This window comes from Bacteroidia bacterium (genome assembly GCA_019695265.1).
In the GTDB taxonomy this organism is placed as follows: domain Bacteria; phylum Bacteroidota; class Bacteroidia; order JAIBAJ01; family JAIBAJ01; genus JAIBAJ01.
In genome coordinates this window covers 1-22278 of record JAIBAJ010000039.1, presented here as the reverse complement: position 1 = coordinate 22278, position 22278 = coordinate 1, and the positions used below count along the sequence as shown (strand labels likewise).

The window sequence follows — 22278 nt, the reverse complement described above, 5'->3', positions numbered from 1 at the left end:
GAATATTCATCCCACCTTTGTATCAAATGAAAAGCATCCTACTTCTTTTTTTTGTGGTATTTGCAAATTATTCCTTTGCCCAAGTGCATCGCCTGGGAGGAAGCTTTTCCAACAATACCACCGGACTGCCAATCACCGGTTATGGTTCACTTTTTTACAGCCAATTCCATCCGGGGGCTGAAGTATTTTACGAATACAAGCTCAATAAAAAAGAGGTCAATCAGTTTTGGATAAAGGGAACTTTTGGTGGATACTACCATCGTTTTTTCCAAACTGCCCTTCGTTTACAGTTAGATGTGGATTACCGTTTGGCATTTTCGAAGTTTGTAGCCCTCGACATCGCGTTGGGCGGAGGTTATTTGCACTCTTTTACCGACTACCAACGCTTTAAACTCAACAACCAAGGCGACTATGAAAAAATTCATGGTATCACCGGACGAGCTCAGTTTGTAGCCGGTTTAACACTTGGTGCCAATGTGGCTTTGGTAAAATCCGACCCCGATAGAATTAGACTGCTCATTCAGTTTAGAACCTTAATGCAAGGACCTTTTGTAGCTAATTATGTTCCTTTGCTTCCGGTCAATAGTTTTTTGCTCGGACTTTCCTTTCCTTTAAAACCTGGTAAGCATGAAACGACACTTAAATAATTGGTTTTTTGGAGCTTTAATCGCTTTCTTTCCTGCCTGCAAAAAGGCCAATATTTTACCCACTGAGGTAGTTCCCTGCCCACAACCTGCTACCTGGTTTAATCATCCCAAAGCTCCAAGCTACCAAGCTATCATCGATAAGTATGTGAAACAAGGTTTGCCGGGAATTTCTGTATTAATCGAAGATTCCATTGGTACTTTCACCGGTGTTGGCGGGTATGCCGATATCGATCAGGGAATTCATTACACTCCTTGTCACATTTCCAAGGTAGCCAGTATCACCAAATTAATGGTGGGTACCTTAACCATGAAGTTGCAAGAAGAAGGTAAACTGAACATCGATGATCCTATTTCGAAATACATTTCCAACGATATTCTTTCTAAAATAGATAAAGCAGAAGGCAAAACCATTCGCCAATTGATGAATCACACTACCGGAATTTATGATGTTATTACCAGTTCGGAGTTTTACCTGGCAATCCTGAACAATCCGAATAAAACATGGTCACAGGAGGAGTTGTTGAGCTATGTTTATGGAAAGGATGGTTATGATTTAAGTACCTATCCGGCGTATTATTCCAATACCAATACTGTTTTGCTCAGTATGTGTATTAAGGCCGCAACAGGGGTTGAGCACCACCTGCTTTTGCGCGAAAAAATTATTGATCCCTTGGGGCTTTCAAGTACCTATTACCAAGGCCACGAATCTATTCCTTCCAGTTCGGCTCAAGGTTATTTCGATTTGCATAACAACGGAACCATCTGTAATGTGTCGAATTTGATTACAGGTAGCGGCAACGGCTATGGTGGGGTTTTTTCCAATGTGTTTGATCTTCAGGTGTTTATAAAAGCTTTGTTGATTGATAAAACCTTGCTGACTCAGGCTTCCCTGGATCAAATGCAGCAGTTTGTTCAAGAAGATGAAGATTTCTATACCGGACTTTCGACCATCAAGAAATTTACCAATAAAAAGGCCTACGGAATTGGGCATACCGGCCGTGATTTGGGCTACAGCGCTGATCTGTTTTACTTTCCGGAACAGCATAAAACCCTGGTGTTTTTTGTGAATTATGGCACCAATGGGAAAAGTAATTTAAAGCCTGTTTTTCAGTCTTTTGAAAGCGATTTGGTAGATGCGATGCTAGAGTAGGGTTGTCAACATTTTTTTAATTAGTTTTTGGCGGGTCCCCTTCGCACCAAATTTTTTTCATTGCCCGAAGTTTTATTTGGCTCAGGGTCGGGCTATTCGTTCCAAGTCCTCGCCGCCCGGGCTATCGCCGCGGTCGGCTGTGGGCTTTCCACTGCTATCCCTACCCGGTCTGGAGCCAAGCAGTCTGCCAAGTTCAACCAGAAGGATTTATCCATGGTATGCTTGGGAATGGCATTGCACCCGGCATCTGCACCTTGAGATGAAGATAGGTTGAAAGTTAAGCCTTTCTAAGCTAAGCCCGGTAGAGCCAAATAGCTTTGCCCAAATGCACAGAATTGGGTTTTTACACCACATGGATGGGCAAACTATAGGCGATAACGGGGCAGGTGATTCTTCGGGCAGCGAACGATTGCTTACAAAAAAGAAATTACTTTTTCACAAATCTACACGCCATCCAATTGTTTTTCGATTGTTGCAAACCGGGTTCAAAACCATTTTTGGTAAATCCATCTAAAATTAGGAGGTAATCGTCTAGGTAAAAGCCACTTAGCACTATTTCTCCACCTGAATTCAAGGCCTCTGAAAAGGAATGCGCCATATCGAGCAAAACGTTGCGGTTAATATTGGCCAGGATGGTATCGAATTTTTCACCTTGAATGGTTTCTATACCGCCTTGTACCACCTCAATTCCGGAGCTGATATTTCGTTCAACGTTTTCTTGAGAATTTACAACCGACCATTCATCAATGTCAACCGCTTTAACCTGTTTTGCGCCTAATTTCATGGCTAAAATGGCCAGAAGTCCGGTTCCGGTGCCCATGTCCAGCACTTTTTTTCGTTTAAAGTCCATGTCCAGCATCATTTTCGAAACCAAATAGGTAGTTTCGTGATGCCCGGTTCCAAAGGCCATTTTGGGTTGAATAATAATTTCGTGTTCAAAGCCCGGCTTTTCTTCATGAAATTCGGCACGGATATGTAGTTGCTTACCAATTTCGACGGGTTGAAAATTTTTTTCCCATTCTTCGTTCCAGTTTTGAGGGGGAAGAATTTTTTCGCGAAGGACAATTCGAGCTTTTTTGGCGTAATGGTCAACGATTTTTTCCGGAAGGTCTTTGATGTATAAATTTTCAGGGATATAAGCCATAAATCCGGACTCATTTTCTTCGAAACTATCAAATCCGATTTCCGCCAATTCGGTCATTATCAGGTCGCTCCAGGGGTCTTTGGGATGAACGGAAACTCTTAGTTCAATATAGTGCATATAGGAAAGTGGTTCAAAATAGAATTGGACGAAAATACAAGGATTTAGGGTTTTTCATAGGGTTTATGTTGAAAATTACTTTAGTTATCCTAAAAAAGGCTGAAATAATCGAGGAACTTCGCCGTTTAGATATGGCAAAGACACTAGCCAAAGCAAGCGCATTTATAACCCTATTTTTAGCCGTTTCGGTTTATTTCCAAGGATGTAAGTCCAAGCAGGAAATTACCCATGTTGCCGAACGCTCACCTGTTGAACATAAAGAATTCAGGGGGCAACCTGTATTTGGTAATTCTTCGAAGGTAAGGCATTCCTGGGCTGATTCGGTTTTTCATTCCCTTAGTTTGGAAGAGAAGATTGCCCAATTATTTATGGTTGCGGCATATTCAAACAAAGATGCTGCCCACGTAGAATCCATCAGGCATTTGGTTCAGGATTTGAAAATTGGAGGCTTGATTTTTATGCAGGGCGGACCTGTTCGAGAAGCCAATTTGACCAACTATTACCAAAGTTTGACAAAAACGCCCTTGCTCATTTCCATCGATGGGGAATGGGGGCTTAGCATGCGACTGGATAGTACAACCAAGTTTCCAAGGCAACAAATGTTAGGTGCCATTCAGAATGATTTATTGATTTTTGAAATGGGAGAAGAAATTGCCAGGCAGTGCAAATTGATGGGAATTCACATTGATTTTGCGCCTGTGCTGGATGTTAATTCTAACCCCGATAATCCGGTGATAGGAAATCGTTCCTTTGGTGAAGATAAAATCAATGTTACCTTAAAAGGATTAGCCTATTTGCGTGGACTTCAAGACAATCAGGTACTGGCATGCGGTAAGCATTTTCCCGGGCATGGTGATACGGATGTGGATTCACATTTTGATATGCCGGCCTTGAAACACAGCACCTCCAGGTTAGACACCTTGGAACTTTTTCCATTTAAAGAAATGTTTGATAATGGATTGGGTTCGGTTATGGTTGGGCATTTGTTTGTTCCCGCTTTGGATTCGACCAAAAATATGCCGGCTACCCTAAGTCATAAGGTGGTAAACGACTTGCTTAGAGAAAAAATGAAATACCAGGGTTTGATTTTTACCGATGCCCTGAACATGCAAGGAGTTGCTAAATATTACACACCGGCTGAAATTAACTTAAAGGCACTTTTGGCAGGTAACGATATTTTATTGTTTTCGGAAGATGTTGAGAATAGCATTCAGCGAATTAAACAAGCCATAGAGTCCGGAGAATTTTCCATAGTAGAATTGGATAAACGGGTGAAACGGATATTGAAAGTAAAGGAGTGGGCTGGATTAGCCAAATTCAAGAGAATTAATCCACAAACCATACACAAGGCATTAAATGCACCAGAGGCAGAATTGATTAATCGAAGGTTGGTTAGGTCGGCTATCACCTTGCTACAAAATGAAAATAATCTGCTCCCTTTAAAAAGTTTGGATACCTTAAAAATTGCGGCTGTTTGTATTGGTGATTCTATTCAAACCCCCTTCTTGGATATGCTGGGAAATTATACTGAAATTCGAAATTTTTATATTTCTCATAAATCTACTAAAGCTGATCGGGATAGTCTGGTTGCACAGTTGAAGGACTATAATTTAGTAATTGCAGGATTTCAAAATACGTTGCAGGCGGTTTCCAAGAGTTTCGGAATTACGGCAGCCGACCAAAAAATTGCTGATACCATTGCCGGATTAAAGCCAACGATTTTGGTAGTATTTGCAAATGCTTATTCGTTAAAGAATATTCCCAATCCGGATCGCTTTAAGTGCATTATTGAAACCTACGAACAATCGGAGCTAGCCCAACAATATGCGGCCATGGGCATTTTTGGAGGAATAGGTTTTATGGGGAATTTGCCGGTTACCTCCGGAAGATTTAAAATGGGTATGGGAACCTGCACCAGGCCTATTCGAATTCGATACGGCATGCCCGAAGAAGTTGGTTTGGTTTCTACCGTCCTTTCACAGGTTGACTCCCTGGCAAAAGAAGCAATATTTAACCAGGCTACCCCCGGCTGTCAGATATGGGCCATGAAAGACAGTGTGGTATTTTTGAACAAAGCCTTTGGTTATTATACCTATGAAAATAAGCAAAAGGTAAATACTCAAAGTTTGTATGATTTGGCTTCCATAACCAAGGCTGCTGCAACCTTACCAATGGTAATGAAGGTTTACGATGCGGGCTTACTTGCCGTAAAAAGCAGGTTAGGACAATACCTTCCAAGGTTGGTTAATACCAATAAAGATAGTTTGAAATTACTGGATATTATGACCCATCGGGCCGGATTAAAAGCATTTATTCCTTTTGGTTCCAAAGTATTGCAAAATGCCGAATGGAATCCACAATTAATCAGTTCGTCCCCTTCTGCAGGGTTTGCGATTCCGGTTGCTACTGGAATGTTTGCTTTGTCATCTTACCCGGATTCTATTAGAAAAATCATTGACAAAACCGAGGTAGATACCAACCATAAGTATGTGTATAGCGACTTAGGAATGTATTATATGAAGGATGTAGTTGAATCCTTATTGAACAAACCGTTGGCCCAATTGGTAAAAGAACAATACTACAATAAACTGGGATGTGCTACTTTGGGCTATAATCCATTGGGAAGGTTTCCGATAGAACGGATAGTCCCAACCGAGTATGATGTAGCTTTTCGTAAACAATTGGTTCAAGGGTATGTGCATGATCCAATGGCGGCATTATTGGGAGGGGTAAGTGGACATGCAGGTTTATTTGGAACTGCGAATGATTTAGGGAAGATGTTTAGTTTATTCGCCTTTAAAGGACAATATGCGGGCGAAAGCTATTTTTCTTCATCCACCTTAGACACCTTTAATACCTGTTATTTTTGTCCGGAAGGAAATCGCAGGGGTTTAATTCTTGACAAACCCGATCCTGATTTAAGCAAGGATGATCCTGCCGCGGCATCTGCCGATTTATCAAGTTTTGGTCATAGCGGATTTACAGGAACAGTTGCTTGGGTTGATCCTAAAACCCGGCTGGTTTATGTGTTTTTATCCAATCGTGTATATCCGGATGCAGAAAACAAGAAACTAAGCCAACTGAACATTCGCACGAGAATACATGAATTGTTTTACAAGGCGATGAAGTAGGAGGGAGGATTGAAATTCATGTTTTATAATACCTTTGCCACGAATTAAGGAAAGAATTGAAGGTCTACAACCATATTAGCGAATTTTCAGGGGCACGAAATGTAGTGGTAACTACCGGCACCTTTGATGGGGTTCATTTAGGGCATCGTTCTATTATCCGCCGACTTCAAACTATAGCAAATCAGGTAGACGGAGAAACCTTAATATTAACCTTTGATCCTCACCCTCGAATGGTGTTGTTTCCGGATGACAATGATTTAAAATTGATAAATACCCGGGAAGAGAAGATTCGATTGATGGAAGAAGCGGGGGTAGATCATTTAATTATTCATCCTTTTTCGAAGGAGTTTTCCCGAATGACTTCGTTGGAATTTATTCGAGATGTATTGGTTGGAAAGTTTCAAACCAAACGTTTGGTTATCGGTTATAACCATCATTTTGGAAGAAATAGAGAAGGAGGTTTTGAGCATTTGCTGGAGTTTGGTCCGGTTTATGGTTTTGAAGTGGAGGAAATTCCTGCAAGTGAAGTTGACCATATTGAAATTAGCTCAACTAAAATCAGAAATGCCTTGCATGAAGGGGACGTAAAGACTGCCAATTCTTATCTGGGATCTGAGTTTGAGTTTTCCGGAAAGGTGATTGAAGGGAAAAAGTTAGGAAGGAAGTTAGGTTATCCCACTGCAAATATTCAAATTGCAGATCCATATAAAATTAAACCGGCAAATGGCGTTTATGTAGTTAAAGCATTTTACCAAGAAATGGAATTCGGTGGAATGATGAACATAGGCACCAACCCTACCACCGATGTAGGAAATGGTATTCATGTGGAAGTGAATATATTTAATTTTGACAAAGAGATTTATGGGGAACAATTGAGTGTGAAGGTATTAGACCGTATCAGGGATGAGAAAAAATTCAACGGATTGGATGAATTGATTGAAGCTATTGGTAAGGATAAAGAATTCAGTCTGGAAGTATTAAAAAATATTCGAAATTTGAACAAATAAAACCATGAAGAAACTACTTGGAATTTTGATAGGTATTGGACTGAATTTTGGCAGTTTTGCTCAGAGTGGTCGCTTGTTGGATTCATTGGAATTGGAAAATGCTCAAATTTTTACCTCCTTGAAAGAAGCTGCTACCATTAGTCCGGATTCTGTGTATAGATTGCATTTAAAAGGTAAAAAGCTGAGAGATATTCCGGAAGCTGTATTTAAGTTTCCTAATCTTCAGGAATTGGTATTAACTCGAAATCAATTTACTGAAATTCCTTCATCAATAGTAAAGTTGGAAAAATTGCAAAAACTTAGTTTTGCCAAAAATCATATTAAGTATATCAATCCAATGCTTGCTCAATTGAAGAATTTAAGAGAGCTAGTTGTAAGTCAAAATGATTTGGTTGAACTGCCTAAGGAGTTGGTAGATCTTCAAAACTTAGTGGTTTTGGATGTTTGGAGCAATGAATTGGAAGCCGTACCCTCTGAATTTAAGAACTTTAAAAAGCTAAAAAGAGTGGATTTGCGCGTAATCATTTTAACCGATAGTCAAAAAGAGGATATACAAAAGCATTTCCCAACAGGAACCGAGGTTTTGTTTTCGCCCGGCTGCAATTGCGGCAATTAATTCCCAAATTTTAACAAGTCGTTTACATCTTGGTAGAACATCCCTTCTACCTTTGCCCCCTTTTTGTAATTAGTGGTGGAAGAAAAGAAAAAAATATGCTTTATCATTAATCCAATTTCAGGTGTTGGAAAGCAGCGTGTATTGCAGAAATTGGTTCCGAAATTGTTGGATAAATCCAAGTTTGATTTTAAATTATTGGTTACCAAAGCCCCCGGACATGCAACTGAATTGGCTGCAGAAGCGGTGAAAGATGGATATTCCATGGTGGTGGTTTCTGGTGGAGACGGCAGTATCAATGAAGTTGCCCGTGCCTTGCAACATACCGATGTGCCAATGGGAATTATACCAACCGGTTCTGGTAATGGATTGGCAAGGGATTTGAAGATTCCTGTTGATGTAGAAAAGGCTATTTTGCTATTAAATTCGGGAAGGGAACGTTGGATTGATTTAGGGGAGTTGAATGGGAAACTATTTGTAAATGTAGCCGGAGTAGGTTTCGATGCTTTTGTTGCTGATGCCTTTTCTCGATATGGTAAGCGTGGATTTTGGTCATATGTAAAGGTGACAACCAAATGTATGCCTAAATATAAAACGGAAGAGGTGGAGCTTCAGGTAAATGGTTTGGAAATGAAACGAAGGGTTTTCTCTATTACTGTTGCCAATAGTCGCCAATTTGGTAGCGATGCCATCATTGCAGCCAATGCCAAAATGGATGATGGGATTTTAGATGTGGTTGTAATTAATGAGTTTCCTTGGTACTTAACGCCAATTTTGGTGGGAAGAATGTTTTTAGGGACTTTGCATAAATCGAAATATTATGAAACCTATGCGAGTACCCTGTTTAAAATAAAAACCAGAAAGGGTGTTATTTCCCAAATGGATGGTGATCCTTACCATTTCCCGGAGGAATTGAATATCACTGTGAAGCCCCTGAAATTAAAGTTAATTGTTCCTTAGATTCTCAGGGTAAGTAACCAATTTTTCTTCTTTCCTTTTGTTCGGTTTGTTTTTTGTCTTTTGACAGCAGAAAATTAAGTGCTTCATATACATCCGAAAATTGACGATCGTACTTGTTTTCCAATAAGCCTAGCTTTTCCAATAGTTCATTGTTTTCCAAGGCCATTTGACGAACGAAAATAAAAGCTCGAACTATGGAAATGTTTACTTCGATTGCTTTTTCAGTATTGAGAACCGAACTTAGCATGGCTACACCTTGCTCGGTGAATGCAAATGGCCGGTATCGAATTCCTCCCCGACCTTTGTTTGAGGACGCAATTTGCGTCCTCAAAAGGACATTGAATTCATTTTCAGACAGTTCGAACATGAAGTCATTAGGAAAGCGATTTGCATTTCGGCGAACTGCCTCTTTGAGCCTTTTGGTCTCAATGCCATATAGTTCAGCAATGTCAAAGTCTAATATCACTTTGTAGCCTCTGATTTCATAGATTTTGGATTTTATGGTGCTTAGTTCCATGATTATAGTATAGAAAAGTTATTAAAATGGGAATTTATTTCTTTATATGGTGTATGATAAAATTTAAAATTATTATTTAAGTTTTAATTTTTTTATTGATAATCAATTATATATAGAAATATAATTCAAATTAAGTTACAAAGATAATATAAGATTTTGGAAAATTTGGTCTGGAATAAAAGTTTCGCCTTTTCATTGACTAGTTTATCTAGAAGAATATCTTTACTGGTCATTTTTGACTTTTCAGAATGTTTTTAAAAGCTACCTTATCCTCCATTGTATTTGTTTTTTTTCTTCTCAACACCCTTTTCTCTCAAACTTGGGTAGATAGTTTGGACTCGTACACTCGTGAAAAATACCGTCCGGCTAGCACCTACAAATGGACCTGGCAAAATGCAGCCTTGCTCAACACCATGATTAAACAATACGAATGGGCAGGAGAAGAGCAGAAAAAAATATACTTCAATTATATCCAAAAGGCCATCGACCGAACTTACAAACCTGCCAATGGAAAAACGCCCAATGCTGTAGCCTCCGGTTTAGGATTGGCTTTTTTATACGCCCATACCAAGGATGAGAAGTATTTGAAAAAAGCTGAAAAAATTTACCGCGATTACCTTAAAATACGCAGAACAGAAGCTGGTGGAGTTTCCCACCTGATGTTGTTTACCGAGCTATGGGACGATACCGTTTTTATGGTAGGTGAATTTTTATTGGGAATGTATAAAGCCACCGGCGATGAAAAATACTTGCAGGAATTGGCCAAACAGTTCCGTTTACACAGAGAAAAGTTGCAGGATCCGGAAACTAAACTTTGGTACCACGGATGGGACAATGACAATAAAGTACATTGCACCTTTTGTAGTCAGATGCATTGGGCTGATAAACAAAGCAGGCGCAGCTTGGAGTTCTGGGGGCGTGGAAATGGCTGGATTGTCGTAACACTATCTGATATGGTTGAATCCTTACCTCTTGGTCATCCCATTCGCCAAGAAATGGCCCAATACCTAACCGAAATGCTTCAAACTTTACCAAAGTTGCAAGATCCTAAAACCGGACATTGGTACCAATTACCTGTGCGAAACACCGACCCGGAAAACTATATTGAAAGTTCCTGCACGGCCATGTTTGCCTATGGAATCAGCACCGGTTTGAAGCTAGGTTTAATTAAAGGAGAACAATATGAAAATTCTATTCAACTGGCTTATACCGGATTACGTAAATATAGCATTGAACCAGTCGGGAATACCTACCTCACCACCAAAAATGTTTGCACCGGAACTTGCATTGGCAATAAACACTACTATTTTAAGAGAGCCGTTCAAAAAGGAAAACCCTTTGGCCTGGGCATGTTTATTCAGTTTGGTAGGAGATATGAAAGGGAGTTTTTAAAGAAATAGAATCGTGGTATTTTTTTTCTATTTTTTTTGTTTTTTGGGGTTTCCCTACGGGCCGGGCTTTCCGTTCCAATCTTTTTGCTCGTAACCTCGACAAAAAGGATTTCCACTGCAATCCCTAACCCGGGGCTTCGTGTCGGGCAGTGTTGGGTTAGACCGGATGATGTTTTCAGTTGATTTTTGAAATTGTTTTTCTAGTCCAATTCACAAATCCTTTTCCATTAAATTTCTCCAATTCAATATTTCTTTTCCATCGCTTCGCACTTGGTTTTGTTCTCCTGCATAAAGTATCATCCCTTTGCCTGTACCGCTTAGTTTCATCCAATAATTCATATTCTTAAAATATTCGTTTCGAACTGTCATGCCCGATTTGATTTCAATTGGTAAAATATCAGTTCCATTATCTACCAGCACGTCAATTTCATGTCCTGTTTTATCCCTCCAATAAAACAGATTAACCTCTAAGCCCGAATTGGTTCTATTTTTGACCAACTCTGTAACCACCATTCCCTCAAAAATAGCCCCTCTCAATGGATGGGTGTCAAGTTGCAGCACATTTCGAATGCCTAAAAGGTAGCAAACCAAGCCTGAATCGTAGAAATAAACTTTGGGTCTTTTAACAATGGTTTTATTGAAATTTTGATGGTGAGGTTTTAGCAGATAAATGATAAAACTACTTTCCAGAATTCCAATCCAAGACTGTATGGTCTTCACATCTACCCCGGTTTCTACAGCTAAAGCACTACTGTTTAATTCCTGTCCTGACCTACCGGCCAAAAGTTTTATAAATCGTTCAAATACAATGAGGTCATTGATGTTTTTTATTTGCCTTACATCTCTTTCTATATAAGTTCGAATATAATTGGGATACCAATCCTCCGGCGGTATTTCCTGGTCATAAACAGGCGGGTAAAATCCTTTCAAAAGGAGTTCATCATCCGTTGTTGGCAGTAATTTTCCCTGATTTAATTCGCTTATTGAAAAGGGCAATAGATTCAGGTACCCAACTCGTCCGGCCAGTGTTTGAGAAATATTCTCCTGCAACAGGAAATTATTGGAACCTGTTAAAATGAACAATCCATTTGCCTTCGAATTATCCAAGGTTTCCTGTAGGTATGAAAATAATTCGGGTACTCGTTGTACCTCATCCAATATGGCTCCATTTGGATAAGATTGAATAAATCCACGGGGGTCTTCCAACGCAAATCTGCGTGAATCCGGATTTTCCAGGGAAAGATAAGGTTTGTTGTTAAAGACTTTTTTTACCAAGGTAGTCTTGCCGGTTTGGCGTGCCCCTGTAACCGCAACTGCCTTAAATTTATTGGCCAAATCTTTTAACTTATCCTCTGCTACCCGCTTAATCATTTTACAAAAATATGGAAAAATTTGGAATATGATTCCAAAAAATTCCATATTTTAGATTTTGTCTAGTTTTTAAAACTAATCTTTCAAGACTTTCAATTTAATTGTCTAGTTTGAAAATGCTTATGATTGTTTTGGATTTTGGAATTGAAGGGTGTACTGTCGTGCACCCTCCTTCCCACAAGTTAACAAGACAAGCAAAGTCCGCTAACGCGTCCTTATTTTCATTTTGTCGAATTTTCCTTTCAAGTTGGGCTTTATATTGGTCGGGAGTACTGACGTGCTCCCTTGGCTCCCAAGGTCAACAAGTCAGGCTAAGTCCGCTATCGCGTCCTTTTTTTCGTTTTGTCGAATTTCCGATTCAAGCAGAGCTTGATCGAAAATTCGACAAAACGAAAAAGGCCTCCTAACGGAGGCCTTTGCCTGTCTTGTATTTGTGGATCCGGAGGGAGTCGAACCCTCGTCCAAACACTCGGCAACAATGCTTTCTACATACTTAGCCTGCTACTTAATTGTCGGGTGGAGGCCGGCCAGAGGCAACCTACAACCACCTTAACCTTTGGTGTTTCGCCCTAACTTAAAGGTGTCGCTAGTGGCTATTCTTGTGGTTTTGGTGTCCAGGCGGCTAGCTACAAGAAAAAGCCTACCGCGGGACAAATGGTGCTAATACCTGGTATTAGGCAGCCATTGCATAGGAGTATTCTCCGTTTGCAAAAGTTGAATGTTAGGATTAACGTGTCATACAAACAACACACGGTATGCTTACACTGCTTCCTGGGCGCTGTCAAAACCGGTCGGACCCATTATTAAGCCTGCAAAGGTACATTGAAATATAATATCAATTTTAGTTTATAAATAGTCCGAAGGCTTTTATAAATTTAGATTGGTAAATGCCGAGTATACAGTATGTTAGGCCTATTTTTCAATAGGAATTAATACCTAAAATTGGACTAAACATAATTTACATTCGGTATAACTTCAAACAGGATAAAATGAACAGAATGAATAAAAAATCAGGGTAAAAAAAAAGGCCGGAAGAAATTCCGGCCTTTTCGATTAAACAAAACCTTAGGTTTATTTTTTACCTCCGTCGGCTGCAGCAGCAACATTACGGGTTGTTTTAACCCCAACTACCACTGAGTTTGGAGTATCAAGTAAAGTTAATCCTGCAACAGAAATTTCTTTAACTCGAATGTCTTGTCCTAAATCTAATTTGTCAATATTTACTTCAATTGACTCCGGTAATGCTTCTACCATTCCGCGCACTTTTAATTTACGGAATTTAGTTACCAATTTACCACCGGCCTTAACCCCTGGAGAATTTCCTACAATTCTAACCGGAATTTCAATTGTTAATGGTTTACCCGGTAACAATTCTAAAAAGTCTACGTGTAGCAAACGATCTGAAATTGGGTGAAACTGAGTTTCTTTTACGGCAGCTTTATAAGTTTTGCCATCGATAGTTAAGTCGGCTAATTTAACTTCTGGAGTATAAATTAATCCTTTAAAATCCTTTTCTTCTGCTTGGAAGTGGATTTGTTCAGAACCTCCATACAATACGCATGGAATTTTACCGGCTGCACGAACAGCCTTAGCATCTTTTGTCCCTACGTTCGCACGTGACGAACCGCTAATAGATACTGATTTCATTGTTAGTTATTATTGATTGTTATTAAAAAATTCAATTGTTAAATAATGAAGTGCTCCGAAATGCTCTCATGTCGAAGTAACTTATTTATTACATCTGCAAACATATCTGCACAGGAGAGTACTTTAATTTTTGGACTTTCTTGCTTCAATGGAATGCTATCCGTAACGATTAATTCAGAAAGGGATGACTTCTCAATGTTTTCATAAGCCTTTCCACTCAAAATGGCATGGGTGCAAACCGCTCTAACACTGCTTGCTCCGGCATTCATGATCATGTCTGCCGCTTTGGAAAGTGTTCCTGCTGTATCACAAATGTCATCAACCAAAATTACATCCCTTCCTTTCACATCCCCAATAATTGTCATGCTTTCAATTTCATTGGCCTTGCTCCTTGTTTTATGGCAAATAATCATGTCAGTTTTCAAATACTTGGCGTATGACTTTGCTCTTCGAGTTCCTCCAATATCCGGTGAAGCCACCTGTAAATTTGGAAGGTTTAATTCGTATAAATAAGGAAGAAATATGGTGGAAGCAAATAAATGATCTACCGGAAAATTGAAAAATCCTTGTATCTGATCCGCATGCAAATCCATCGTCATTACTCGCGTAAATCCTGCTGTACCCAATAAATCTGCTACCAATTTGGCTCCAATGGAAACCCTGGATTTGTCTTTCCTGTCTTGACGAGAAAATCCAAAATAGGGTATCACTGCTACTATCTGACTGGCACTGGCACGTTTGGCAGCATCAGCCAACAACAACATCTCCATCAAATTGTCCGATGGTGGAATCGTTGATTGTATGATAAATACGTCGCTGCCCCTTACCGACTCATCAAAATAACAGGCAAATTCGCCATCACTGAATTTATCAACTACACAAGAGCCTAAACTCTTTCCGTATTTGGTTGCAATTTTTTCGGCTAATGCTTTGGTTGCCGTTCCTGCGAAGATTTTTGCCTTGTCAGACATGTGTTTCAAAAAGGGCTGCAAAGATAGGCATTTTATCAACAAGTTTCGCGCCTATTTTGCTTTATTCTAAGAAAATTCGAAAGGTGTAAAATCCCTTGTTTTTTTCTATCACCCTAACCAAGTGCATGCCCGGACTTAATCCCATTAAATCAATACTTCCATCAAAACCTTGCTTTTCCATCTCCAGCTTGCCATCTAAACCCAATACTTGAACCTTTTCAATGGTTTCTTCCCTTGTGCCTGAATCTAATGCAATGTATAAACGATCACTTGCAGGGTTAGGATAAACTACATAATTGGTTTGAAATTCATGATAAAACGCCGCATTAGCTGTATCTCCAACATGAATTTTGAATTTTAGACTGTCAACCGCAACAATTGAGCTGGCGCTATTTACAGCTACCGGCCAAACCACTACCACATTTCCCCCGATTCGGAGTTGCAAATCGGTATTGGGTAAACCAAAATCCGGAAAACTAAACGAAGAACTTAAGCCCGGTGCTAATTGCTGGGCAGTTACCGTATTTCCATAATTCACCAATTGGTTCTGCAATGTGTCATTACTAACTCTTACTCCTAACCCGATATCTCCTGTAAATACTTCATTACCAACATTGGCAAAAGTTATCTGTAAACTCGAACTCGCCGATGGAGCCAGTATGATCGAATCCGTAAAACTGGAATCAATTAAAACTCCTCCTAAATTGCCATTTACAACCTGTAAATAAACCTGTCCTTGAGCCCTAACTTTTCCAATTAGTAATAAGCTCAATAGTCCGATCAATACTGCAAAACGCTTTTTCATGGTTCAGAATTTGGGCAAATATACCTGTAATTAATTGTATAGGTTTCGACTTTTTTTAATAATCTTACGCCTTCAAAATGGATGTTTTAAACCAAATAGTATCAAATCTCTCCAAAGAAGAACTCAGGTTCTTTAAGTTGTATGCCTCCAGATTAGACGATTCTAAAGGACGTAAAGATTTGGAATTGCTTGATTTTATTAGAAAGTCCGGAGATAGTTACGAAGAGAATAAGATATTAAAAATACTCTATGGCTCAGCCGGTAAAAATGCGTTCTATCGCCTTAAAAATAGACTCACCCAAGAACTTAGTAAAAGTTTGGTTCTTCAACATTTCGATGATGAAGAGTTTAACAATACCCTTTACTTGATTTCTCTTTCGAAATTTTTCTACCGAAGAACTCAGTTTAAACTCTGCTTCTTCTTTCTTCGAAAAGCCGAACGACAAGCCTTGGTGTCGGAATACTATGAATTACTCGAAATAATTTACAGCGATTACATTCGACTTTCTTACGAATTGCTAACCATCGATCCGGAAGCCTACATCCATCTTCGTAAAGAAAACTCCGCGAAATTAGCCAACCTCCGACAAATCGATGATGTATTGTCCGTGGTAAGTTACCGTCTAAAACTTACACAAAACTTTTCTCCCAAAGAAAATTCGGTGTTGGATTTGCTCGAAAAAACAATTTCTAACTTTACCCAAAGCGATGATGTTAAAAAAAGTCCGGCCTTCCGTTTGCGAATATATCAAGCCGTTAGCCGTATCTTGCTTCAACGCCACGATTACCCTAACCTGGAGCAGTACCTGCTTCAAACCTATCAGGAGTTTAGCTCCGATAATCTTTTTACCAAGGCAAACCACGAGGTAAAACTTCAAATGCTTACCTACCTTGCTAATACCTTGTCTAAAACCGGTCAAAGCCAAAAATCCTTGTTTTATGCCGATCGGCTCAAGGAGGCCATGGACGAATTTGGTAAGGTGTATTTTGAAAAATACCTCTTTTTTTATTACAATATCCTGGTTATCAATTATTTTAAAGTTGATCTGGACAAGGGAATCGACCTCCTGGAGCAAATGGGGCAAAACGATCATTTGAAATCGCCATTCTACGAACAATTTATTTACCTCAATCTTGCCATTTTCTATTTTGAAAAAGGTAATTTTCGCCAATCTGCCCGAAATATTTCTAAACTGTATTTGCTTCCTGATTTTGCCAATGCGGATGTTAATTTGCGTTTTAGAGTAGCCATTGCCGAATTAATAGTTCGTTTCGAAATTCAGGATATCGAATTCCTCGAGAAGCGTATCGACCAGGTTAAAAAAGAGTTTAAAAACTTGCTTTCGGAACCAACTTTCGAATCAGAAAACAAAATGATTGAACTTCTGAAGTTAATGAGTAAGCCGGGATTCAAGAAGAATAAAAAGCTCATGAACATTGTGGATTGGTTTAGGTCTAACCGTTCCGAATTGGAAAATGAAGAGCAATTAATCAATTTCAATGATTGGATTAATAGTCGTTTTAAGGTGAACTGATAATTTATTTTTTATGTTTATGCGGGTACCTTCGCCGCAACCTGATTAGCTTTTTTCCGAGCATGTTTAAGGCTCAGGTCCGGGCTTTACACTCCAAGTCCTCGCCCCAAAAGGGTTTGGGGCTGTGGGCTTTCCGTTTCAATCCCTACCCGACCTAAGCCCAAAAAGTATTGCCTTGTATAGGCTTTAACCGGGGTATCAGGCTGGTTTGTTCCGGTTTTATTCATATTGCTGAACCAAGGGCTTGCACCCAACCCGGGCAAGGATTGAGGCAAGTAGCCCACAGGACCACTACGGCTTTAGCCTAGGGGGCCGAGGACTACAGCCGAAAGCCTGACCTTTTTGCCTAAACAAAATATAGAATTTACTCCCAAAGTCAGGGGCAAAAAGGGGCCCGCCAAATAAGAACAAAAAAGCCAATTGCAATTAATACAACTGGCTTTTCTTGGCGATTTAAAAAGGACTAGCCTTTCAATGAATTATTCTACCGTAACGGATTTGGCCAAATTACGGGGTTGGTCAACATTGCAACCGCGCATAACTGCAATATGGTAGCTGAGCAATTGCAAAGGAATAACAGAAAGCAAAGGCATTAAGAATTCTTCTGTTTCAGGAATTTCGATGTAATGATTGGCCATGCCTTTCACCACTTCATCACCTTCGTTTATAATGGCAATAATTTGACCTTTACGAGCTTTAACTTCTTGAATATTGCTTACTACTTTTTCATAATGTCCGCGTTTGGTAGCAATAACTACAACAGGCATTTCCTCGTCAATGAGGGCGATTGGACCATGTTTCATTTCTGCAGCAGGATAACCTTCCGCATGGATGTAAGAAATTTCTTTCAATTTCAATGCTCCTTCTAAAGCTACCGGAAACTGGTATCCACGACCTAAATACAAGCAATTGGCCGAATCTTTATAAATGGAAGCGATGTGCTTGATATGGTCGTTTTCTTTCAATACTTTTTCAACTTTCAATGGAATCTCATCCAGTTCGTTGAGGTATTGAATGAATTTGGAATTCGGAATGGTACCTTTTTTCTGAGCCAAATACAAGGCTAACATGGAAAGTAGGGAAACTTGACCTGTAAAAGCTTTCGTTGAAGCCACACCAATTTCCGGACCGGCGTGGGTATATCCTCCGGCATGGGTAGCTCTGGCGATGGAGGAACCAACTACGTTGCAAATTCCAAAGATTAAGGCACCTTTACTTTTAGCCAATTCAATAGCCGCCAAGGTGTCAGCAGTTTCACCACTTTGTGAAATGCAAATAACTACATCGTTTTCGTGAATAATAGGATTGCGGTAGCGGAATTCGCTGGCATATTCTACTTCAACCGGTATGCGGGCCAAGTCTTCAATTAGGTATTCCCCAACCAAGCCGGCATGCCAAGATGTACCACAAGCTACAATAATAAAACGATTGGCATTCAAAATTCGTTTTTCATATTCCTGAACACCACCCAATTGAATAAATCCATGTTCCAGGTTCAAACGTCCGCGTAAGCAATCTTTAATGGAGCGAACCTGTTCATGAATTTCTTTGATCATGAAATGCTCATAACCGCCTTTTTCAAGAGCTTCCAATTGCAATTCCAATTTTTGAATGGAAGGGGTTATGTCTTTGTTTTTAATGGTTTTGATTTTCAAACCATCCTTTAGGTTAATGGTAGCAATTTCGCCATCTTCTAAGTAAACCACTTTTTTGGTGTACTCAATAATAGGAGTTGCATCTGAGGCGCAGAAAAATTCATTTTCACCTAAACCAACTACCAGTGGACTACCTTTTTTGGCAGCAACCAATTCGTTTGGATTATCTTTTGAGAATAAAACGATGGCATAAGCTCCAACGACTTCATTCAAAGCAACACGAACCGCTTCGGTTAAATCAAGGTTTTCGTTTTTCTTAATTTCTTCAATAAAATGCACTAATACTTCGGTATCGGTTTCACTTTCGAAGCTATGGCCACGACGAATTAATTCTTCTTTGATGGTAGCATAGTTTTCGATGATACCATTGTGAATGAGGACAATTTCCTTGGATTCGGAGTAATGCGGGTGCGCATTGGTGTCATTAGGAACGCCGTGGGTAGCCCAGCGGGTATGACCGATTCCGATTTGTCCTGAAAGGTCTTTTTCTTTTGCAAAAGCTTCCAGGTCAGCAACCTTACCTTGTCTTTTATAATTTTTTATTTGATTTCCGTCATGAAGAGCAATTCCGGCACTGTCGTAACCTCTGTATTCCAGACGTTTCAGCCCTTTAACTAAAATAGGATAGGCTTGCTTTTGGCCTAAATAGGCAACAATTCCACACATAATGAAGGGGTATTAGTTTTTAATTTTGATGTACTTAAGTTTAATATATAGAGGTTCACTAGGGGCATTTGGACCATTAAATACAAGGCGTTCAGCATAAACGGCGCCACCTGAACGGAGAATATCCAATCCTCGGTCGACAGCACCGGCTTTTGTTAATCCTTGTAAATAGCGAGTAATATTCAGTTCGTATTTTCCATCCGAATTTAATTCTGCTCCATAAGTAGTTGGATCCGAAATTTCGTAGGCATCTTTTGTTCCTTCCAAAACACCACTTTCATTGGGAGTAAGAGCAGTAATTTTATTAGGTCTCCGGAAAATGGAATAGGAGTTTTCTTGGGGGGTAAAAATTAATTTGGCATCAACGATAGCAATGGGTCCATCGTTTGCTAATTCCATAATTCCAGGGAAAAACAAACGAGTTTTCATGGAATGCATGGCTTGTAAATAGCAGGTTGTTTTATTCAGATTGGCAGAATCGGAAAGTGTTTGCAGGGTTTGGCTGTCATGTGAAAAGCTGTTGAACGAACCTTTATCCGGAATTTTCATGTAAACATTGTTCACCCCGGAGGCGGTTTTATAATAAAAGGTAAGGCCGGAAAATACAGATCCTAAGTTAAGGTAGAAGAATCCTCCGGTATTTGGAGCATTGGATGGCGTTTCGGCTGTTACATAAAAACCTTTCATAAATTCTAGAAAGGTATCGGCATCTTTTAATTTCATTCCACCGGCAGTAGATGCGGCATCGCGTAAATAATTGCCAAACGATTGATTTAACCTAATTCGGATTTGTGGTGATTTAATATAGGATCCAACATTAACACTATCCACAAAATTTGGATAAATCCATCCACTTCCAATTGGAGTAGGGTCATAGTTGAAAGTTTTATCAGACTTATGAGTTGAGTCATCTTCCAGGCTCATGTCTTCCAAAACCTGATACACTTTAACCAATTGCGCTCCCGAATATTTATCTGAATTTCCATAAATACTTCCACCAATTGAACCATAGGTAAAAGAAAGAACCACTGAATCTATCGTGGCCTGGTCAAAGGTTGAGGCGAAAGTACTGTCTGAAATGAGATCGACCGGGTAAACCTGAAGATACAAGGAAGACGATGTTTTTCCAAAAACAGGGTCATTGGCAGTACCAAGAATTCCTAATGCTGTGGTGGAGCTGCTAGGTTCATCAAGCATAGATAATGCCTTAATAGCAGCGTTACCTGAGTAATTAACTTCCAACAAATCTCCTTCCGGAAGGTATTCCAATCCAAGCGAAGCACTCTCTTTTTTACATGAAGACAATGCAACGGAGGCAAAAAGCACAAACAATAAGGTTCTATATCCCATCTATCAAAAAAATTGCGGAAAGAAACCCAATTTCTCTCCGCAAAAGTATTCTTTATGAAAAATTAATTATTACCAATTCATTAAGCTAGCTCAGTTACGCCAAGAAGTACCTCGTCGTAAAATTCATTGTAAGCATCGTGGTAATTTTCCGGATCTTGAAAAGTTAAAAGTGGCTTTTCTGCTGCCTTAGAATATGATTCAAGTTCAGGATGAATGGTTGGAGAAGCAATGACAATTCCATCTGCGAAGTCAACTGCATTCTTCATTAAAGTTACATAATCAGTATCGGCCAGGTGCTCAACATCCGATTTAGATATTCCATCCATGATAATTTTTTTGGAGAAACTGGACTGGAATTTTCCCGGAAATTCATCATCGTATAGTGAAACTACAATTTTAGCATCAGCAAAAAGAGGATCTTCTTTCAAGGCTTTTTTAACAATCATCGGAAGAATGCTACTCATCCAACCGTGGCAATGGATAACATCCGGAGCCCAACCTAATTTACGGACTGTTTCAATAACTCCACGAGCAAAGAAAACAGAACGCTCATCATTGTCCTTGTAAAAATTTCCATCCTTATCATAGGCCATGGTTTTGCGTTGGAAATAATCTTCATTGTCAATGAAATAAACCTGCATTCTGGCGCTTTGAATCGATGCCACCTTTATAATTAAAGGATGGTCATTGTTGTCCATAATGATATTCATGCCCGACAAACGAATTACTTCATGAAGCTGATTCCTTCGTTCATTGATTAAACCAAATCTTGGCATAAAGGTTCTTATTTCTTTTCCCCTTTCCTGGATTCCCTGAGGCAGGAATCGAGCTTTTTTAGACATTGGGGTTTCTTCTGTGTAAGGGAAAATCTCTTGGGATACAAAAAGAACTTTTGCTTTCTTCATTTACGTTGTTGCTTTAAAGAGCCGAACTAAATTTTATGCAAAATTAAACACAAATTTTCCAAGTAACAAAATTCTTTTTCTTTGTCGGCTGTAAATTTCTACTAACAACCATTTTTCTATGCAAGTAATAACCACTTCCCAGGCCATGTCAGATTTAATGATTCGATGGAAATCGGAAGGTAAATCAATAGGCTTTGTGCCAACCATGGGCGCCTTGCATGAAGGGCATATTTCTTTGGTTAATAAGGCTAAAGGGGAGAATGATAGGGTAGTGGTAAGCATTTTTGTGAATCCCAATCAATTTAATAATGCTGTTGATTTAGAAAAGTACCCAAGAACATTTGATCGCGATTATTCCATGTTGGAAAAAGTTGGTAACGACGTGCTTTTTTTTCCTTCAGTTGGAGAAATTTACCCCGAACCGGATACCCGAACCTTCCATTTTGGAAAATTAGAACAGGTAATGGAAGGGGAATTTCGTCCCGGTCATTTCAATGGAGTGGCTCAAGTAGTTAGTCGATTGTTTGATATAATTAAACCGGATAAGGCCTATTTCGGTGAAAAAGACTTTCAACAATTGGCTATTATTCAAACCATGACACGAAACTTACAATTGCCTATTACCATTGTTCCTTGTCCAACCCTTCGCCTTGCAAACGGATTGGCCATGAGTTCAAGAAATGAGCGATTATCGGA

Annotated in this window: 18 protein-coding genes and 1 other RNA gene; 9 read left to right on the top strand and 10 right to left on the bottom strand. The window is 39.5% G+C overall.

Features of this window, described 5'->3' with window-relative positions; all coding sequences use genetic code 11:
• Positions 1-26: 26 nt before the first annotated feature.
• Positions 27-647: a hypothetical protein gene (locus K1X82_07570; protein ID MBX7181954.1), complete on the top strand. Its 621-nt coding sequence runs from the start codon at positions 27-29 to the stop codon at positions 645-647.
• A complete protein-coding gene (locus K1X82_07565; GenBank protein ID MBX7181953.1) occupies positions 628-1797 on the top strand; it encodes a beta-lactamase family protein in 1170 nt (389 codons plus the stop codon). Before K1X82_07570 ends, K1X82_07565 begins: the two co-directional genes overlap by 20 nt.
• A 427-nt stretch (positions 1798-2224) precedes the next feature.
• Here K1X82_07565 and prmA read toward each other — a convergent pair whose 3' ends face one another.
• Complete coding sequence (gene prmA / locus K1X82_07560; protein MBX7181952.1) at positions 2225-3058, bottom strand: 50S ribosomal protein L11 methyltransferase; 834 nt, start codon at positions 3056-3058, stop codon at positions 2225-2227.
• A 131-nt stretch (positions 3059-3189) separates the two neighbouring features.
• Between prmA and K1X82_07555 the strand changes: the two genes are divergently transcribed.
• The 4 genes from K1X82_07555 (at position 3190) to K1X82_07540 (ending at position 8769) form a co-directional block, all read left to right on the top strand.
• On the top strand, positions 3190-6189 hold the full coding sequence (locus K1X82_07555; protein MBX7181951.1) for a serine hydrolase: 3000 nt from the start codon (positions 3190-3192) through the stop codon (positions 6187-6189).
• Positions 6190-6245: 56 nt separating this feature from the next.
• Positions 6246-7196 (top strand): bifunctional riboflavin kinase/FAD synthetase, encoded by a 951-nt coding sequence (locus K1X82_07550; GenBank protein MBX7181950.1) that lies wholly within the window; start codon positions 6246-6248, stop codon positions 7194-7196.
• Positions 7197-7200: 4 nt separating this feature from the next.
• Positions 7201-7812 (top strand): leucine-rich repeat domain-containing protein, encoded by a 612-nt coding sequence (locus K1X82_07545; protein ID MBX7181949.1) that lies wholly within the window; start codon positions 7201-7203, stop codon positions 7810-7812.
• A 75-nt stretch (positions 7813-7887) separates the two neighbouring features.
• Positions 7888-8769, top strand: coding sequence for a diacylglycerol kinase family lipid kinase (locus tag K1X82_07540; protein MBX7181948.1), 882 nt, complete (start codon positions 7888-7890; stop codon positions 8767-8769).
• Positions 8770-8773: 4 nt separating this feature from the next.
• Here the strand turns inward: K1X82_07540 and K1X82_07535 are convergent, their stop codons facing one another.
• Positions 8774-9286: an ORF6N domain-containing protein gene (locus K1X82_07535; protein MBX7181947.1), complete on the bottom strand. Its 513-nt coding sequence runs from the start codon at positions 9284-9286 to the stop codon at positions 8774-8776.
• 248 nt (positions 9287-9534) lie between these two features.
• On the opposite strand from K1X82_07535, the gene K1X82_07530 reads away from it, so the two are divergent.
• Positions 9535-10686: a glycoside hydrolase family 88 protein gene (locus K1X82_07530; GenBank protein MBX7181946.1), complete on the top strand. Its 1152-nt coding sequence runs from the start codon at positions 9535-9537 to the stop codon at positions 10684-10686.
• Between the two features lie 201 nt (positions 10687-10887).
• Here K1X82_07530 and K1X82_07525 read toward each other — a convergent pair whose 3' ends face one another.
• The 5 genes from K1X82_07525 to K1X82_07505 form a co-directional block, all read right to left on the bottom strand.
• Positions 10888-12048 carry an ATP-binding protein gene (locus K1X82_07525; GenBank protein ID MBX7181945.1) on the bottom strand — a complete coding sequence of 387 codons (1161 nt, stop codon included), beginning with the start codon at positions 12046-12048 and terminating at the stop codon, positions 10888-10890.
• A gap of 431 nt (positions 12049-12479) precedes the next feature.
• Positions 12480-12847: a transfer-messenger RNA gene (gene ssrA / locus K1X82_07520) on the bottom strand.
• Positions 12848-13119: 272 nt separating this feature from the next.
• Complete coding sequence (locus K1X82_07515) at positions 13120-13695, bottom strand: 50S ribosomal protein L25/general stress protein Ctc (protein MBX7181944.1); 576 nt, start codon at positions 13693-13695, stop codon at positions 13120-13122.
• 38 nt (positions 13696-13733) lie between these two features.
• The gene (locus tag K1X82_07510; GenBank protein ID MBX7181943.1) at positions 13734-14666 is read right to left on the bottom strand and encodes a ribose-phosphate pyrophosphokinase; all 933 of its coding nucleotides are present in this window, start codon (positions 14664-14666) and stop codon (positions 13734-13736) included.
• A gap of 61 nt (positions 14667-14727) precedes the next feature.
• Complete coding sequence (locus tag K1X82_07505) at positions 14728-15471, bottom strand: T9SS type A sorting domain-containing protein (GenBank protein ID MBX7181942.1); 744 nt, start codon at positions 15469-15471, stop codon at positions 14728-14730.
• 77 nt (positions 15472-15548) lie between these two features.
• Between K1X82_07505 and K1X82_07500 the strand changes: the two genes are divergently transcribed.
• Complete coding sequence (locus K1X82_07500; protein MBX7181941.1) at positions 15549-17006, top strand: hypothetical protein; 1458 nt, start codon at positions 15549-15551, stop codon at positions 17004-17006.
• A 479-nt stretch (positions 17007-17485) separates the two neighbouring features.
• Here the strand turns inward: K1X82_07500 and glmS are convergent, their stop codons facing one another.
• The 3 genes from glmS to K1X82_07485 form a co-directional block, all read right to left on the bottom strand.
• The gene (glmS, locus tag K1X82_07495; protein ID MBX7181940.1) at positions 17486-19327 is read right to left on the bottom strand and encodes a glutamine--fructose-6-phosphate transaminase (isomerizing); all 1842 of its coding nucleotides are present in this window, start codon (positions 19325-19327) and stop codon (positions 17486-17488) included.
• 12 nt (positions 19328-19339) lie between these two features.
• A complete protein-coding gene (locus tag K1X82_07490) occupies positions 19340-20677 on the bottom strand; it encodes a DUF4270 domain-containing protein (protein MBX7181939.1) in 1338 nt (445 codons plus the stop codon).
• A gap of 80 nt (positions 20678-20757) precedes the next feature.
• Positions 20758-21582 (bottom strand): glycogen/starch synthase, encoded by an 825-nt coding sequence (locus K1X82_07485; protein ID MBX7181938.1) that lies wholly within the window; start codon positions 21580-21582, stop codon positions 20758-20760.
• 118 nt (positions 21583-21700) lie between these two features.
• On the opposite strand from K1X82_07485, the gene panC reads away from it, so the two are divergent.
• Positions 21701-22278 (top strand): pantoate--beta-alanine ligase (panC, locus tag K1X82_07480; protein ID MBX7181937.1); only part of this gene is annotated, 578 nt, incomplete at its 3' end.

Excerpts from the sequence above, each read along its gene's own strand:
- K1X82_07570 (MBX7181954.1), top strand. The coding sequence starts at position 27 with ATGAAAAGCATCCTACTTCTTTTTTTTGTGGTATTTGCAAATTATTCC.
- K1X82_07565 (MBX7181953.1), top strand. The coding sequence starts at position 628 with ATGAAACGACACTTAAATAATTGGTTTTTTGGAGCTTTAATCGCTTTC.
- prmA (MBX7181952.1), bottom strand. The coding sequence starts at position 3,058 with ATGCACTATATTGAACTAAGAGTTTCCGTTCATCCCAAAGACCCCTGG.
- K1X82_07555 (MBX7181951.1), top strand. The coding sequence starts at position 3,190 with ATGGCAAAGACACTAGCCAAAGCAAGCGCATTTATAACCCTATTTTTA.
- K1X82_07545 (MBX7181949.1), top strand. The coding sequence starts at position 7,201 with ATGAAGAAACTACTTGGAATTTTGATAGGTATTGGACTGAATTTTGGC.
- K1X82_07535 (MBX7181947.1), bottom strand. The coding sequence starts at position 9,286 with ATGGAACTAAGCACCATAAAATCCAAAATCTATGAAATCAGAGGCTAC.
- K1X82_07530 (MBX7181946.1), top strand. The coding sequence starts at position 9,535 with ATGTTTTTAAAAGCTACCTTATCCTCCATTGTATTTGTTTTTTTTCTT.
- K1X82_07525 (MBX7181945.1), bottom strand. The coding sequence starts at position 12,048 with ATGATTAAGCGGGTAGCAGAGGATAAGTTAAAAGATTTGGCCAATAAA.
- K1X82_07515 (MBX7181944.1), bottom strand. The coding sequence starts at position 13,695 with ATGAAATCAGTATCTATTAGCGGTTCGTCACGTGCGAACGTAGGGACA.
- K1X82_07510 (MBX7181943.1), bottom strand. The coding sequence starts at position 14,666 with ATGTCTGACAAGGCAAAAATCTTCGCAGGAACGGCAACCAAAGCATTA.
- K1X82_07505 (MBX7181942.1), bottom strand. The coding sequence starts at position 15,471 with ATGAAAAAGCGTTTTGCAGTATTGATCGGACTATTGAGCTTATTACTA.
- K1X82_07500 (MBX7181941.1), top strand. The coding sequence starts at position 15,549 with ATGGATGTTTTAAACCAAATAGTATCAAATCTCTCCAAAGAAGAACTC.
- glmS (MBX7181940.1), bottom strand. The coding sequence starts at position 19,327 with ATGTGTGGAATTGTTGCCTATTTAGGCCAAAAGCAAGCCTATCCTATT.
- K1X82_07490 (MBX7181939.1), bottom strand. The coding sequence starts at position 20,677 with ATGGGATATAGAACCTTATTGTTTGTGCTTTTTGCCTCCGTTGCATTG.
- K1X82_07485 (MBX7181938.1), bottom strand. The coding sequence starts at position 21,582 with ATGAAGAAAGCAAAAGTTCTTTTTGTATCCCAAGAGATTTTCCCTTAC.